Source organism: Streptomyces sp. NPDC057616, from assembly GCF_042800575.1.
Classification (GTDB): domain Bacteria; phylum Actinomycetota; class Actinomycetes; order Streptomycetales; family Streptomycetaceae; genus Streptomyces.
Genome location: NZ_JBHVGU010000021.1, coordinates 1 through 14,133 on the forward strand (window position 1 = coordinate 1; position 14,133 = coordinate 14,133).

General features: G+C 69.0%; 10 protein-coding genes and 3 tRNA genes. 7 read left to right on the top strand and 6 right to left on the bottom strand.

Annotated elements, in window-relative coordinates; genetic code table 11:
* The first annotated feature begins 228 nt into the window (after window positions 1-228).
* The 3 genes from ACFU97_RS25595 to ACFU97_RS25605 all read left to right on the top strand — a co-directional run bounded on the left by ACFU97_RS25595 (window position 229) and on the right by ACFU97_RS25605 (window position 3,000).
* Window positions 229-1,164 (top strand): RHS repeat domain-containing protein, encoded by a 936-nt coding sequence (locus ACFU97_RS25595; RefSeq protein WP_384260635.1) that lies wholly within the window; start codon window positions 229-231, stop codon window positions 1,162-1,164.
* Window positions 1,165-1,310: 146 nt separating this feature from the next.
* Window positions 1,311-1,823 carry a hypothetical protein gene (locus ACFU97_RS25600; protein WP_384260637.1) on the top strand — a complete coding sequence of 171 codons (513 nt, stop codon included), beginning with the start codon at window positions 1,311-1,313 and terminating at the stop codon, window positions 1,821-1,823.
* 397 nt (window positions 1,824-2,220) lie between these two features.
* On the top strand, window positions 2,221-3,000 hold the full coding sequence (locus tag ACFU97_RS25605) for a hypothetical protein (RefSeq protein WP_384260639.1): 780 nt from the start codon (window positions 2,221-2,223) through the stop codon (window positions 2,998-3,000).
* 86 nt (window positions 3,001-3,086) lie between these two features.
* On the opposite strand, the gene ACFU97_RS25610 is transcribed toward ACFU97_RS25605, so the two are convergent.
* The 3 genes from ACFU97_RS25610 to ACFU97_RS25620 all read right to left on the bottom strand — a co-directional run bounded on the left by ACFU97_RS25610 (window position 3,087) and on the right by ACFU97_RS25620 (window position 3,492).
* A tRNA-Ile gene (locus tag ACFU97_RS25610) sits at window positions 3,087-3,163 on the bottom strand.
* A 178-nt stretch (window positions 3,164-3,341) separates the two neighbouring features.
* Window positions 3,342-3,414: transfer RNA gene (locus ACFU97_RS25615), tRNA-Asn, on the bottom strand.
* A gap of 5 nt (window positions 3,415-3,419) precedes the next feature.
* Window positions 3,420-3,492 (bottom strand) — tRNA-Asn (locus ACFU97_RS25620).
* Between the two features lie 157 nt (window positions 3,493-3,649).
* On the opposite strand from ACFU97_RS25620, the gene ACFU97_RS25625 reads away from it, so the two are divergent.
* The 4 genes from ACFU97_RS25625 to ACFU97_RS25640 all read left to right on the top strand — a co-directional run bounded on the left by ACFU97_RS25625 (window position 3,650) and on the right by ACFU97_RS25640 (window position 9,378).
* Window positions 3,650-3,955 (top strand): YtxH domain-containing protein, encoded by a 306-nt coding sequence (locus tag ACFU97_RS25625; protein ID WP_384260642.1) that lies wholly within the window; start codon window positions 3,650-3,652, stop codon window positions 3,953-3,955.
* A gap of 185 nt (window positions 3,956-4,140) precedes the next feature.
* The gene (locus ACFU97_RS25630; RefSeq protein WP_384260645.1) at window positions 4,141-5,598 is read left to right on the top strand and encodes an FGGY family carbohydrate kinase; all 1,458 of its coding nucleotides are present in this window, start codon (window positions 4,141-4,143) and stop codon (window positions 5,596-5,598) included.
* Between the two features lie 115 nt (window positions 5,599-5,713).
* Window positions 5,714-7,447: an ABC transporter ATP-binding protein gene (locus tag ACFU97_RS25635; protein WP_384260647.1), complete on the top strand. Its 1,734-nt coding sequence runs from the start codon at window positions 5,714-5,716 to the stop codon at window positions 7,445-7,447.
* Entirely contained in the window at window positions 7,447-9,378 is a 1,932-nt protein-coding gene (locus tag ACFU97_RS25640) for an ABC transporter ATP-binding protein (protein WP_384260650.1), read from the top strand. Before ACFU97_RS25635 ends, ACFU97_RS25640 begins: the two co-directional genes overlap by 1 nt.
* 53 nt (window positions 9,379-9,431) lie before the next feature.
* Here the strand turns inward: ACFU97_RS25640 and ACFU97_RS25645 are convergent, their stop codons facing one another.
* The 3 genes from ACFU97_RS25645 to ACFU97_RS25655 all read right to left on the bottom strand — a co-directional run bounded on the left by ACFU97_RS25645 (window position 9,432) and on the right by ACFU97_RS25655 (window position 14,027).
* Complete coding sequence (locus tag ACFU97_RS25645) at window positions 9,432-10,733, bottom strand: RNA polymerase sigma factor (RefSeq protein WP_384260653.1); 1,302 nt, start codon at window positions 10,731-10,733, stop codon at window positions 9,432-9,434.
* A gap of 103 nt (window positions 10,734-10,836) precedes the next feature.
* Entirely contained in the window at window positions 10,837-12,732 is a 1,896-nt protein-coding gene (gene dnaG / locus ACFU97_RS25650; RefSeq protein WP_384260655.1) for a DNA primase, read from the bottom strand.
* A gap of 29 nt (window positions 12,733-12,761) precedes the next feature.
* Entirely contained in the window at window positions 12,762-14,027 is a 1,266-nt protein-coding gene (locus tag ACFU97_RS25655; protein WP_384260658.1) for an NAD(P)/FAD-dependent oxidoreductase, read from the bottom strand.
* Between the last annotated feature and the right edge of the window lie 106 nt (window positions 14,028-14,133).

Sequence of the window (14,133 nt, forward strand, 5' to 3'; positions counted from 1 at the left end):
GCGGCTGAAGCTGAACCCGGGCTTCGACAAGCTGCCCGCCTCGGTGCGCAACATGGTCAAGAAGTTCGTACGGGACCCGATCGACGTGGCGACCGCCTACGACCAAGCCGGGAACGTCACGTCCACCCATCTTCCCGACGGATCCAGCAGCACGAGTACAGCGGGAACCAACTGCGCACGTCCGGGCGCGCCTCCTTCCATTACGACGCTGAGGGCCGCGTCGTCCGCATGTCCCGGAAGCTGCTCAGCGGCCGGCAGAAGATCTGGACCTACGAGTGGAACCCCGAAGGCCGACTGACGCGCGCGACCACGCCGCAAGGCGGGACTTGGCGGTACCGATACGACCCCCTGGGACGCCGGACCGCAAAGCAACGGCTGTCGGACGAGGGTTCAGTCATCGAGGAGATACGGTTCAGCTGGGATGGGACCCGTGTCGCCGAACAGATCGGCCCTGACGGCAGCGTCACGACGTGGGACTACGCTCCGGACTCGCACCGGCCACTCGCCCAGACCGACCACACGACACCACGGACCGAACGCTCCGCGCGGGGTGCGTCCTCCCGCTTCCACGCGGTGCTCACCGACACCGTAGGCACACCCACAGAGCTCATAAGCCCAGCCGGAGAGATCACTTGGTCGGGCCGCGCCACGCTGTGGGGGATGTCCGTGGTGACATCGGCGGCGCCCCCGCAATCCGCCGACTGCCCACTTCGTTTCCCCGGCCAGTACCCCGACGCCGAAACCGGCCTCAACTATAACTGCCTGCGCTACTACGCGCCGGACGCCGGCCGCTACATGAGCCCGGATCCTCTCGGGCTGGAGGCGGGGCCGGACAACTACGGCTACGTGCCGAACCCACTGGCCTTCCTGGATCCCCTAGGGCTGCAATGCACGGAGGGCGGCCCCGTCGAGGTCACCGTCCAGTGGCTCGAGGGTATGCCCAAACAGCAATTCAGGATGAAGGCCGATGCGCTTCTGAAGCTGAGCGATGCGGGAGTTCTGTTCAAGGCGCCCAACCCGGTGGCCCGCGACTCCTCGATCACCAACAACTACAAACGAGACCTGATACGCCGAGTTAACGATCAGTTCGGAAAGACCAACCGCGACTTCGCGGACACTCTGCGTAGTACAATCCTCCAGAGAATGAACCCTGATCATGTATGAGAATTGCAATTGGGAGGACCCGATGCCGCGACCAACCTGCACATCCTGGACGCGTTCACCAACCAACGGATAGGAAACCAGATCTGGAATCAAATCAGAAATCTTCCCGACCACACTCCCCTGAAGATTAGAATCGAGGGCCCCGAATGATCTCCCGGGAACTGGAAGAACTCTTCGCGACCGCACGTTCGCTGCTCGCAGACGATTTTGACCTGGGAATGATGAACGATGTCCGAGGTGGGTACTCCGGGCGCCCCCTCTCCTCTGACATCCCCGCCGACTACGTGGACTTCCTGATCAGGGCAGACGGAGGGATCTTCGGCTCTGTGGTGCTCTTCGAGGCGAAGGTCGTAGTCGACTCACAATTCTATGCGGACCCCAGGGAAGGTACCCCGGTACAGCTGAACCGGACACAATGGTTCTGCATTGGAAAGATCAACGAAGACCCCATTTTCCTCCATCGCGCGACGGATGAAGTCTGGGGCTTCCCTGATACCGGCGTGATCTGGTGGCAGAGCGAGGCCTTCGAGAAGTTCACCGACGACCTCAACGGATTTCTACTCGAAAAAGTGTTCGGCGGCGGATATCGGGAGATCGCCGGAGAGGATCCCGACGATTCATGGCTGACGGTCCTGCGACAGCTGGATCGCATTTCCTAGACACACCCTGAATACCGTTGATTTTCAACGGCATCACCCTCCGACCATCAGATCGATCGCTCCAGCAGCGTGGTGTCGCAGCGCACCGGGAACCCGCAACAGGTACCACTGAGCGCCGATATCCAGCAAGTGAGTCTCGTCGTCTGCCTGACGCGCGGCATCGACGTACGCGTGAACGATCGGCGCCACCCCATCACCTGACTTACTACATCGGTGCGATGCGTATCGGACTTTGGGCCTGGGCAGGTCCGAGGGATCTGTATTCCGGGAATTCCGCAGAGCCTGCTCACCGTGGAAGGGTGTTTCGAGGGGGCCGTGCAGTGGCATCGGTGGTGGTTGTTCACGGGATAGGGCGACAGTTCTCGGGACCGGGACGAGGCCCCGTCACTGACGCGTTGTGCAGGCACGGGAGGCCGCACCTCGCGTCGTCCGCAGGTCGGGCGGCAACCAACTCGTGCTGTGCCTGGAAGTCCAGCGGCTGACCGCACCTTCAGCAACAGCCCTGCCGGCTCGCTGCCCCGATCCCGTCGTGCACGCGCTGCTGACCGGACTCGCGTTCGCCCACGGCGCTGGGCTGCCCTGGGCAGGCGGCCTGTGGCCGGACGTCGTCTCCCGCATGTTCGACTTCGGCCTGTCGCTCACGGACAAGCGTGTGCGGAATGCACTCGAGTTCGCGGCGCCCTTCATAACCGAATCGATCGACAGCGCCGGCCGCTCGGTCTATCGGCTGCATCACGAGACGTACGCCGAGACTCTCCGCGCCCAGGCACCACACGGCAGCGCCGAGCGCATGCTCAAGGCCCTCGAGGAGGAACGCGTCAGGCGCGACGAGCGCGCCCGGAAGGAACCCGGACGCTCCACGGACCCTTACCTGCTGGATCACCTCCGCCGCCACCGTGAAGGCCAGCTGCGGCACACGGACAGCCCGACCCCTCGCGACCCAGATCTGGCCCCACCCCTGCCCGACGAACTGACACAGGCACTGCATGACTGGCTCAGGTGTCACATCTACGGCCTGGGTGAGGTTCTTCCTCACCTGCGTGAGCTGCTCCGCACCACGGTCCTCATCACCACCATGCGGACCCCTGGGATCGAAGCCCTCCAGGACGAACGGGGGCACAAGAGCGTCACAGTACGAGCGGCTGCTGGCGACAGTCTCCACGTCACCGAATTCTGACGACTCGCCCTGCGCCGCTCCGTTCAGGCCAAGTTGACGATCCGACACTCAAAAGATGAACGTTTCCGCAGATCAGCGACCTGCACTGGTGGGGCGGGTGGGACTCGAACCCACGGCCGACGGATTATGAGTCCGCTGCTCTAACCGGCTGAGCTACCGCCCCATAGCGGCGTGTCGCGCACATTTGTGCGCGCCGTCTGCCGCAGCATAGCCGCTCATACGATCTCCTGCTTCGTATGGTCGACTTCGCCTGCCCATGAGGACTCCGCCGTGACCTGCACGGTTCCCGGGGCGCGGGGCCGGACATGAAAAAGGACCCCTGAGGGGTCCTCTTCAGCATGCTCCCCCGACTGGACTCGAACCAGTAACCTGCCGGTTAACAGCCGGCTGCTCTGCCAATTGAGCTACGGAGGACCGAGCTCCCCCGACTGGACTCGAACCAGTAACCTGCCGGTTAACAGCCGGCTGCTCTGCCAATTGAGCTACGGAGGAATGCCTCGTTGCATCGAACGTACCTACCTGGGTATTCGCCAGGGGGCGGGCGCTCGCTGCGACACATACATTAGCGCAAGCAGGGGGGTGCTCCGCCAATCGGTTCCCCCGGCACCGACACCGCGCCAGAGACCTGCACAAGGAGAGGGTGGCCGCCATGCGCTACAAGCTGACGTTCGTCGTCGGACTGGCCCTGGGTTACGTACTGGGCACGCGCGCCGGGCGCGAGCGCTACGAGCAGCTGAAGAAGTCGGCACGTCAGGTCGCCCAGAACCCCGCCGTCCGCAACACCGCGGAGTCGGCGGCGCAGCAGGGACGCGAGTTCGCGGGCAAGGCGTACCACGTGGTGAGCGACAAGGTCGGCGACCGCGTGCCGGACTCGGTGGCCCAGCGCGTGCGCTCCCTGCGCGAGCGCGGCGGCGACGGCGCGGCGCAGGACGACTGGGGCACCAGCAACACCTAGGGCGGGCCGTCCGCGGCACCTGCTTCCGGCCGTCCGCGACGCCTGCTCCCGGCCGTCCGGGGCACCTGGTGCGGGCCGTCCGGGGCACCCGGTCCGGGCCGGCCGCAGCACATGGTTTCTCCTCGGCTGCGAGGGGCCTGTGAGGCCCCGCGCTCTCACGCCGTGCGGCCCATAGAATTTTCGTCATGGGGATAGTCGCCGGGCTGGACAGTGCGCCCGATTTCACTCGCATCGTCGTCTGCGATTCGGACACGGGTGCCGTGCTCAGGCAGGGGTACGCCCCGCATCCGGTCGAGGGCGCCGACGGCGGGGGCGGACGGCCCTCGGACGTCGACCCGCAGGCCTGGCTGCTGTCCCTCGGTGAGGCGGCCGGCGGCGGACTTCTCGAAGGCGTGCAGGCCATCGGCGTGTCGGCGCAGGCGAACGCGCTCGTGCCGCTCGACTCGCAGGGCGGCACCGTGCGGCCCGCGATGGTCGGCGGGGACAAGCGGGCGCAGGTCGCGGCGGCCGATCTGATCGACGCGCTCGGCGGGCGCGCGGCGTGGGCGCAGGCCGTGGGGTGCGTGCCGCAGGCCGCGCAGCCGGTGACCAAGCTGCGCTGGCTGGCGAAGAGCGAGCCCGACGCCGCGCTGCGCACCGCGATCCTCATGCAGGCCCACGACTGGCTGGTGTGGCAGCTGCTGGGGCGGCCGGTCAGGAGAACCACCGATCGCGGTGGCGCCTCCGGGACCGGGTACTGGTCGGCGGCCACCGGCTCCTACCGGACCGACCTGGTCGAGCTGGCGCTCGGTCACCAGGCCATGCTGCCCGAGGTGATCGGGCCGGCCGAGGCGGCCGGCACGACGCCCGAGGGGCTGCTGATCTCGGCGGGGACCGGCGAGACCATGGCCGCCGCGTTCGGGCTCGGCATCGGGCTCGGTGACGCCGTCGTGTCGCTCGGCGCCTCCGGGTCCGTGATGGCGGTCCACCCCGAGGCGCTCTTCGACAGCACCGGGATGATCACCTCCCTGGCCGACGCGACCGGCATGCATCTGCCCGTCGTCACCACGCTCAACGCCGTACGGGCCCTGCGCGGGACGGCCGAACTGCTCGGGCTGCCCGACCTGGAGAGCCTGTCCGACCTGGCGCTGAAGTCGACGCCCGGCTCGCACGGACTCGTCCTGCTGCCGTATCTGGAGGGTGAGCGGACGCCGAACCTGCCGCACACCGCGGGCACCCTCGCCGGGCTGCGGCGGGAGTCGATGAAGGCGGAGCACCTGGCGCGTGCCGCGTTCGAGGGCATGCTGTGCGGGCTCGCGGACGCGCTGGACGTGCTGCGCGGCAGAGGTGTCGAGGTGCGGCGGATCTTCCTGCTGGGGGCGGCCGCCGAGCTGCCCGCCGTGCAGGCGGCGGCGCCGATGCTGTTCGGGGCCCAGGTCGTGGTGCCGCAGCCGGCGGACTACGCGGCGATCGGCGCGGCCCGGCAGGCGGCCTGGGCGCTCGGTGCCTCGCAGGGCACTCTCGACCCGCGCAACCCGCCGGCCTGGCAGGGCGCGGCGGCGCAGATCCTCGAGCCGGGCGACGAGATGGCGGTGGGTCAGGCGGTGCGGCAGCAGTACGTTTCCGTAAGGGATCAGACACACCCCGGAGCTTTCCGCCCGTAAGACGGTAAAGCGCACTGCTGTCGGCTTAATCGGTTGAGGTAACGCGGGTGGAGTGTCCGACGATAGGAGCCTCGGGCATCAAGCCCGCCCCATCGCCGACTCCGAGAGACGTAGCGTGCTCATACGACTACTGCGGACCTATCTGAGGCCCTACAAGAAACCCATCGCCCTGCTGGTGCTGCTGCAGTTCCTGCAGACCTGCGCCACCCTCTACCTGCCCACACTGAACGCGCACATCATCGACAACGGTGTCGTGAAGGGTGACACGGGTTACATCCTCTCCTTCGGCGCCCTGATGATCGGCATCTCGCTGGCGCAGGTCGTGTGCAACATCGGTGCCGTCTACTTCGGCGCCCGGACCGCGGCGGCGCTCGGCCGGGACGTCCGGGCCGCCGTCTTCGGCCGGGTGCAGTCCTTCTCCTCGCGGGAGGTCGGCCACTTCGGCGCGCCCTCGCTGATCACCCGTACCACCAATGACGTGCAGCAGGTCCAGATGCTGGCCCTGATGACGTTCACCCTGATGGTGTCCGCGCCGATCATGTGTGTGGGCGGCATCGTGCTGGCGCTCGGCCTGGACGTGCCGCTGTCCGCGGTGCTGGTCGCGGTGGTGCCGACCCTGGGCATCTGCGTGACGCTGATCGTGCGCCGGCTGCGGCCGCTGTTCCGGTCCATGCAGACCCGGCTGGACACGGTGAACCGGGTGCTGCGTGAGCAGATCACCGGCAACCGCGTGATCCGCGCCTTCGTCCGGGACGAGTACGAGAAGGACCGGTTCCGGAAGTCCAACGCCGATCTCACCGAGATGTCGCTGAAGACCGGCAACATGCTCGCGCTGATGTTCCCGATCGTGATGACGGTGGTGAACCTGTCGTCGATCGCGGTGGTGTGGTTCGGCGCGCACCGCATCGACAGCGGCGAGATGCAGATCGGCGACCTGACCGCCTTCCTCGCCTATCTGATGCAGATCGTCATGTCCGTGATGATGGCCACCTTCATGTTCATGATGGTGCCGCGCGCGGAGGTGTGCGCCGAGCGGATCCAGGAGGTGCTCGGGACCTCCTCCAGCGTGGTGCCGCCGGTGGCGCCGGTCACGGAGCTGCGCCGGCACGGGCACCTGGAGATCCGGGGTGCCGGGTTCCGCTATCCCGGTGCCGAGGAGCCCGTGCTCAGGTCGATCGACCTGGTGGCCCGGCCCGGCGAGGTGACCGCCGTGATCGGCTCGACCGGCAGCGGCAAGTCCACCCTGCTCGGGCTGGTCCCGCGGCTGTTCGACGCGACCGACGGCGAGGTCCTGGTCGACGGCACGGACGTCGCCTCCCTCGAACCGAAGCTGCTGGCGAAGACGGTCGGGCTCGTACCGCAGAAGCCGTACCTGTTCGCGGGCACGGTGGCGACCAATCTGCGCTACGGCAATCCGGACGCCACGGACGAGGAGCTGTGGCACGCGCTGGAGGTGGCGCAGGCCAAGGAGTTCGTCACCCGTCTGGAGGGCGGGCTCGACGCACCCATCTCGCAGGGCGGTACGAACGTCTCGGGCGGCCAGCGCCAGCGGCTCGCCATCGCCCGCACGCTCGTCCAGCGCCCGGAGATCTACCTCTTCGACGACTCCTTCTCCGCCCTCGACTACGCCACCGACGCGGCGCTGCGGGCGGCGCTGTCCGAGGAGACCGCGGAGGCGACCGTGGTGATCGTCGCCCAGCGCGTGGCGACCATCCGGGACGCCGACCGGATCGTGGTCCTCGACGAGGGCCGGGTCGTCGGCACGGGCCGCCATCACGAGCTGATGGCCGACAACGAGACGTACCGGGAGATCGTGCTCTCCCAGCTGACGGAAGCGGAGGCTGCCTGATGGCCGGGCCGATGGCGCGGATGATGGGCCAGGGCGGCGGGCCCGACAACCGCTCGATGGACTTCAAGGTGTCGGGCAAACGCCTGATCTCCCAGTTCAAGCCGGAACGTCTCACCATCTACGCGCTGCTGCTGTGCGTGGTGGTCAGCGTGGGCCTCAACGTGATCGGGCCGAAGATCCTCGGCAAGGCCACCGACCTGGTCTTCTCCGGCATCATCGGGCGGCAGATGCCGGCCGGTGCGAGCAAGGAGCAGGTCCTCGACTCGATGCGGGCGCGCGGCCAGGGCCAGATCGCCGACATGCTCCGCAGCACGGACTTCACCCCGGGCCAGGGCATCGACTTCGACGCCGTGGGCCGCGTCCTGCTGCTGGCGCTGTGCACGTTCGCCGTCGCCGGTCTGCTGATGGCGGTGGCGACCCGGCTGGTCAACCGGACGGTCAACCGCACCATGTTCCGGCTGCGCGAGGACGTGCAGACGAAGCTGTCGCGCCTTCCGCTGTCGTACTTCGACAAGCGGCAGCGCGGTGAGGTGCTGTCCCGGGCGACCAACGACATCGACAACATCGGGCAGACGCTGCAGCAGTCGATGGGCCAGCTCATCAACTCGCTGCTGACGATCATCGGTGTGCTCGCGGTGATGTTCTGGGTGTCGTGGCTGCTGGCGCTGGTCGCGCTGGTGACCGTGCCGCTGTCGTTCGTCGTCGCCACACGCGTGGGCAAGCGCTCGCAGCCGCACTTCGTGCAGCAGTGGCGCTCCACCGGCAAGCTGAACGCCCACGTCGAGGAGATGTACACCGGCCACACACTGGTGAAGGTCTTCGGCCGGCAGGACGAGTCGGCGCAGCAGTTCGCCGAGCAGAACGAGGCGCTGTACGAGGCCGGGTTCAAGGCGCAGTTCAACAGCGGGATCATGCAGCCGCTGATGATGTGCGTGTCGAACCTCAACTACGTGCTGGTGGCGGTCGTCGGCGGCCTGCGGGTCGCCTCGGGCGCGCTGTCCATCGGTGACGTGCAGGCCTTCATCCAGTACTCGCGGCAGTTCTCGATGCCGCTGACGCAGGTCGCGTCGATGGCGAACCTGGTGCAGTCGGGTGTCGCCTCGGCCGAGCGGATCTTCGAACTCCTGGACGCGGAGGAGCAGGAGGCGGATCCGGTCGAGGGCCGGCGGCCCGAGGAGCTGCGGGGGCGGGTGGAGCTGCAGAACATCTCCTTCCGCTACGACCCCGACAAGCCGCTGATCGAGAACCTGTCCCTGAAGGCGGAACCGGGGCACACGGTCGCGATCGTCGGCCCGACGGGCGCCGGCAAGACGACGCTGGTGAACCTGCTCATGCGGTTCTACGACGTCTCCGGCGGGCGGATCACCCTCGACGGCGTCGACATCGCGTCCATGTCCCGGAACGAACTGCGCTCCGGGATCGGCATGGTGCTGCAGGACACCTGGCTGTTCGGCGGCACGATCGCGGAGAACATCGCCTACGGCGCGTCCCGGGACGTCACCCGGGGCGAGATCGAGGAGGCGGCGCGGGCCGCGCACGCCGACCGGTTCGTCCGGACGCTGCCCGACGGCTACGACACCGTGATCGACGACGAGGGCACGGGCGTCAGCGCCGGTGAGAAGCAGCTCATCACCATCGCGCGGGCGTTCCTGTCCGACCCGACGATACTGGTGCTCGACGAGGCCACCAGCTCCGTCGACACCCGGACCGAGGTGCTGATCCAGAAGGCGATGGCCAAACTCGCGCACGGGCGTACGTCGTTCGTGATCGCGCACCGGCTGTCGACCATCCGGGACGCGGACACGATCCTCGTCATGGAGAACGGCTCGATCGTCGAGCAGGGCGCGCACGGCGACCTGCTGGCCGCGGACGGGGCGTACGCGCGGCTGTACAAGGCGCAGTTCGCCCAGGCGGTGGCCGAGGTGGACTAGCGGTACCGGTCGATCAGGTGTGACGGGGGGCCGCCGGGAGGCGGCCCCCTTTCTCAGTCCAGGTATCCCCGCAGCTGGTCCGCGAAGGCGTGGTCGCGGAGTTTGTTCAGGGTCTTCGACTCGATCTGCCGTATCCGTTCGCGGGTCACGCCGAAGATGCGGCCTATCTCCTCCAGCGTGCGCGGGCGGCCGTCGGCGAGGCCGTAGCGGAGCTGGACGACCTTGCGCTCGCGCTCGCCGAGCGTGGACAGCACGGCCTCCAGATGCTCCCTGAGCAGCAGGAACGCGGCCGACTCGACGGGCGAGGTCGCGTCGCCGTCCTCGATCAGGTCGCCGAGGGCCACGTCGTCCTCCTCGCCCACGGGGGCGTGCAGGGAGACGGGCTCCTGGGCCAGCCGCAGCACCTCGCTGACCCGCTCGGGCGGCAGGTCGAGGTGGGCGGCGACCTCCTCCGGGGTCGGCTCGTAGCCCCGCTCCTGCAGCATGCGGCGCTGGACGCGGACGACCCGGTTGATCAGTTCGACGACATGGACCGGGACGCGGATGGTGCGGGCCTGGTCGGCGAGGGCCCGGGACATGGCCTGGCGGATCCACCAGGTCGCGTACGTCGAGAACTTGTAGCCACGGGCGTAGTCGAACTTCTCGACGGCCCTGATGAGGCCGAGGTTGCCCTCCTGGACCAGGTCCAGCATGGTCAGGCCGCGGCCGACGTAGCGCTTGGCCACGGAGACCACCAGGCGCAGGTTCGCCTCGATCAAGCGGCGCTTGGCCATCCGGCCCATGACCACCAGGCGGTCCAGGTCGACGGCCAACTGGCTGTCCAGGTCGGGGGTGTTGCTCAGCTTCTCCTCGGCGAACAGGCCGGCCTCGACCCGGCGGGCGAGTTCGACCTCCTCGGCCGCGGTGAGCAGCGGGATGCGGCCGATCTCGCGCAGGTACTGGCGGAACAGGTCGGAGGACGGGCCGCCGGTGTCGGCGCGGGCGCGCTCCACGACGGGCGGCTCCACCGGCTCGGTGGACTCGGTCTCCAGCGCCCCGGCGGGCGGTTCGGCCGGCTCGGGCGAGCCCTCCGGGTCCGCCTCGGGGTGGTGCATGACACGGGTCTGCGGCGGGACCGCGACCAGGACGTCGGTCTCGGCGTCCGGCTCCGTGTCCGTGCTGGTGTCGGTCTGGGTGAGGGTCTGGGTCTGCACGGGGGCGACCTCCAGGATGATCGCTGCAGAGGTGAGCGGCAGCGGTACTTCGGGGGCGGAGTCTGCGGCCACGCCGCTGTCCGTCCCGTACGCGATGAGCGGAACCGCGGGGTTGTGGGACCCGTGTGGGACGGATCGGCCGCGCTCCGAGGACTCAGGCACCGGAACCCAGTGTGGAGTACGACACATCGCCGCCACGAGGGGCGTGCGGTGACTTTTTGCAATCGGGCCGTGACCCCGCGGTTACCGTGCCGTACGCGGCCGCTCAGAGGGCGGCGGCTCCCTGCACGCGCAGGGCCTGATCGTACTGCTGGAGGACCCACAGTTCGTTCTTGACCGCGGCCAACTGGGCGGGGTCGCCGCCCAGTTCCAGACGGGTCAGGGTGCTCTGCACGTCGCGGATGCGGCGCTCGACGGCGCGGCGCCGGACGGTGACCAGCTGGGCGCCCGCGTACACCTCGTCGACCGTCTTGCGCATGATCGCCTCGACGGCCAGCTCCGTGACCATCGCGCGGGCCGTGTCGTCCGGGGCCGCCTCGCGGACCCGGACCAGGTACTCCTGCGGGTCCTCGAGGCCGGCCTCCGCGCCGCCGGCGTCCAGGATGGCCTGGCGCACCGCGGCGTACGGCAGGGCGGTGAACTCGTCGACGCCGTACGCGTCGAAGGCGGGGGCGACCAAGTCCGGCCGCTGGAGGGCGAGTTTGAGCAGCTCCCGCTCCGTGGCGTAGACGGGGTTGCGCAGCGTCAGGGCCGGTCCGGACAGGGCGGGGCGGGGCGCGGCGTCGTACTGCGCCCGTGTCCGCGAGCGGGCCTCCGGGGCGCGCTGGGACCCTCCCCGGCGCACCAGGTAGCCGACGCGGTCCACGACGAACTCCTGGTCCAGGATGCCGACCAGCCCGGCGAGTTGGACCGCCACCTCACGCCGTACGCTGCGGTCCTTGATCTTCGCCACCACGGGCGCCGCCTCGTCCAGCGCGGCCGCGCGGCCTCCCGGGGTGTCCAGCGCGTACCGGCCCACGATCTGGCGCAGCGCGAACTCGAAGAGCGGGGTGCGGGGTTCGACCAGGTCCGAGACCGCGTCGTCGCCCTTCGCCAGCCGCAGCTCGCAGGGGTCCATGCCGTCCGGCGCGATCGCGATGTAGGTCTCGGCGGCGAACTTCTGGTCGTCCTCGAAGGCGCGCAGGGCCGCCTTCTGGCCGGCCGCGTCGCCGTCGAAGGTGAAGATCACGCGCGCGCTGCCGTTGTCCATCAGCAGGCGGCGCAGGATCTTGATGTGGTCGGAGCCGAAGGCCGTGCCGCAGGTGGCGATCGCCGTCGTCACGCCGGCCAGGTGGCAGGCCATGACGTCGGTGTAGCCCTCGACGACCACCGCGCGGGACGCCTTGGCGATGTCCTTCTTGGCGAGGTCGATGCCGTACAGGACCTGGGACTTCCGGTAGATCGCGGTGTCGGGGGTGTTGAGGTACTTGGGGCCGTTGTCCGCCTCGTAGAGCTTGCGGGCGCCGAAGCCGACCACGTCGCCGCCGATGTCGCGGATCGGCCACATCAGCCGGCCGCGGAAGCGGTCGATGGGGCCGCGGCGGCCCTCCTGGGCGAGGCCGGACAGGAGCAGTTCCTTGTCGGTGAAGCCCTTGCCGCGCAGGAAGCGGGTGAGGTGGTCCCAGCCCTGGGGGCTGTAGCCGACGGAGAAGTGCTCGGCGGCCGCCTGGTCGAAGCCGCGCTCGGCGAGGAAGGCGCGGCCGGTGTCGGCCTCGGGGCTGGTGGCCAGCTGCTCCGTGTACCACTGCGCGGCGATCTTGTGGGCCTCGACCAGGCGGATGCGCTCGCCACGCTGGTGGGAGGGGTTGTACCCACCCTCCTCGTACCGCAGGGTGATGCCGGCCTGCGCGGCCAGGCGCTCGACCGCCTCGGAGAAGGAGAGGTGGTCGACCTTCATCACGAACGTGATGGTGTCGCCGCCCTCCTGGCAGCCGAAGCAGTGGAAGAGTCCCTTGCTCGGGCTGACCTGGAAGGACGGCGACTTCTCGTCGTGGAACGGGCACAGGCCCTTGAGGTTGCCCCCGCCCGCGTTGCGCAGCTGGAGGTACTCGGACACCACGGCGTCGATCGGGACCGCGTCCCGTACCGCCTTCACGTCCTCGTCGTTGATCCGTCCTGCCACGCGTGAATTCTACGGGGATGGACTGACACCTAAGAGACGAGGCTTTCGAGCGGAACGTGCGGGTCCGCCAGCGCCTCGGTGTCCACCCGTGCCTTCGAGCGGATCAGCTGCTGGACGGGGTCCTTGACGTCCCACACGTTCACGTTCATCCCGGCCAGCACCCGGCCGTCCTTGATCCAGAAGGAGATGAACTCACGCTTTCCGGCGTCTCCCCGGATCACCACTTCGTCGTACGAGCCCGGGGGCGCCCAGCCGTTGTACTCCATCCCCAGGTCGTACTGGTCGGAGAAGAAATAGGGCACACGGTCGTAGGTGACGTCCCGGCCGAGCATGGCGCGGGCGGCCGCCGGGCCGCCGTTGAGGGCGTTGGCCCAGTGCTCGATGCGCAGGCGGGTGCCGAACAGGGCGTGCGGGAAGGAGACGACGTCTCCGGCCGCGTAGACGTCCGGGTCGGAGGTGCGCAGCCGCTCGTCGACCACGATGCCGGCGCCGTGCTCGCGGCCGGCGATCTCCAGGCCCGCCGCCTCCGCGAGGCCGGTGCGCGGGGCCGCGCCGATGGCCGCGAGGACGTCGTGGGCGGGGTGCTCCTCGCCGTCGTCCGTGCGGGCGGCCAGCACCATGCCGTCCTGGCCCACGATCTCGGTGAGCTTCGCGCCGAAGTGGAAGCGGACGCCGTGCTCGCGGTGCAGGTCGGCGAAGAGGCTGCCGAGTTCGGGGCCGAGGACGGCGTGCAGCGGGGTCTGGGCGGGCTCGACGACGGTCACCTCGGCGCCGTACTCGCGGGCCGCCGCGGCGACCTCCAGGCCGATCCAGCCCGCTCCGGCGATCACGAGGTGGCCGTTGTCCCGGCCGAGGGCGGCCAGCACGCCCTTGAGCCGCTCGGCGTGGGCGAGGCGGCGCAGGTGGTGGACGCCCGCGAGGTCGGTGCCCGGGATGTCCAGGCGGCGCGGCTCCGCCCCCGTGGCCAGCAGCAGCTTGTCGTAGCGGACGAGCGTGCCGTCCTCGCCGAAGCGGACCGTCTTCGCCGCGCGGTCGATGGCCTCGACGGTCTCCCCGAGATGGAGTTCGATGTCGTTGCGGGCGTACCAGGCCGGTTCGTGGACGAAGACGCTGTCGCGCTCCTCCTTGCCCAGCAGATAGCCCTTGGACAGGGGCGGGCGCTCGTAGGGGTGGTCGCGTTCGTCGCAGATCAGTATCACGCGCCCGCTGAAGCCCTCCGCCCGGAGCGTCTCGGCCGCCTTCGCGCCGGCGAGGCCGCCTCCGACGATGACGAATGTCTGATCCGCGTCGACCACTTGATGCCTCCTCTTAAGAGTGTCGCCACATGCGAGCGTCCCGCACGCAGCGTGATGGGGGAAGAGGGAGTGGCCCGATCAGGCCACGGAGGGTCACATTCGGGCG

Coding starts and splice junctions, on each gene's coding strand:
- ACFU97_RS25630 (WP_384260645.1), top strand. CDS start 4,141: ATGGGGATAGTCGCCGGGCTGGACAGTGCGCCCGATTTCACTCGCATC.
- ACFU97_RS25625 (WP_384260642.1), top strand. CDS start 3,650: ATGCGCTACAAGCTGACGTTCGTCGTCGGACTGGCCCTGGGTTACGTA.
- ACFU97_RS25640 (WP_384260650.1), top strand. CDS start 7,447: ATGGCCGGGCCGATGGCGCGGATGATGGGCCAGGGCGGCGGGCCCGAC.
- ACFU97_RS25595 (WP_384260635.1), top strand. CDS start 229: ATGTCCCGGAAGCTGCTCAGCGGCCGGCAGAAGATCTGGACCTACGAG.
- ACFU97_RS25600 (WP_384260637.1), top strand. CDS start 1,311: ATGATCTCCCGGGAACTGGAAGAACTCTTCGCGACCGCACGTTCGCTG.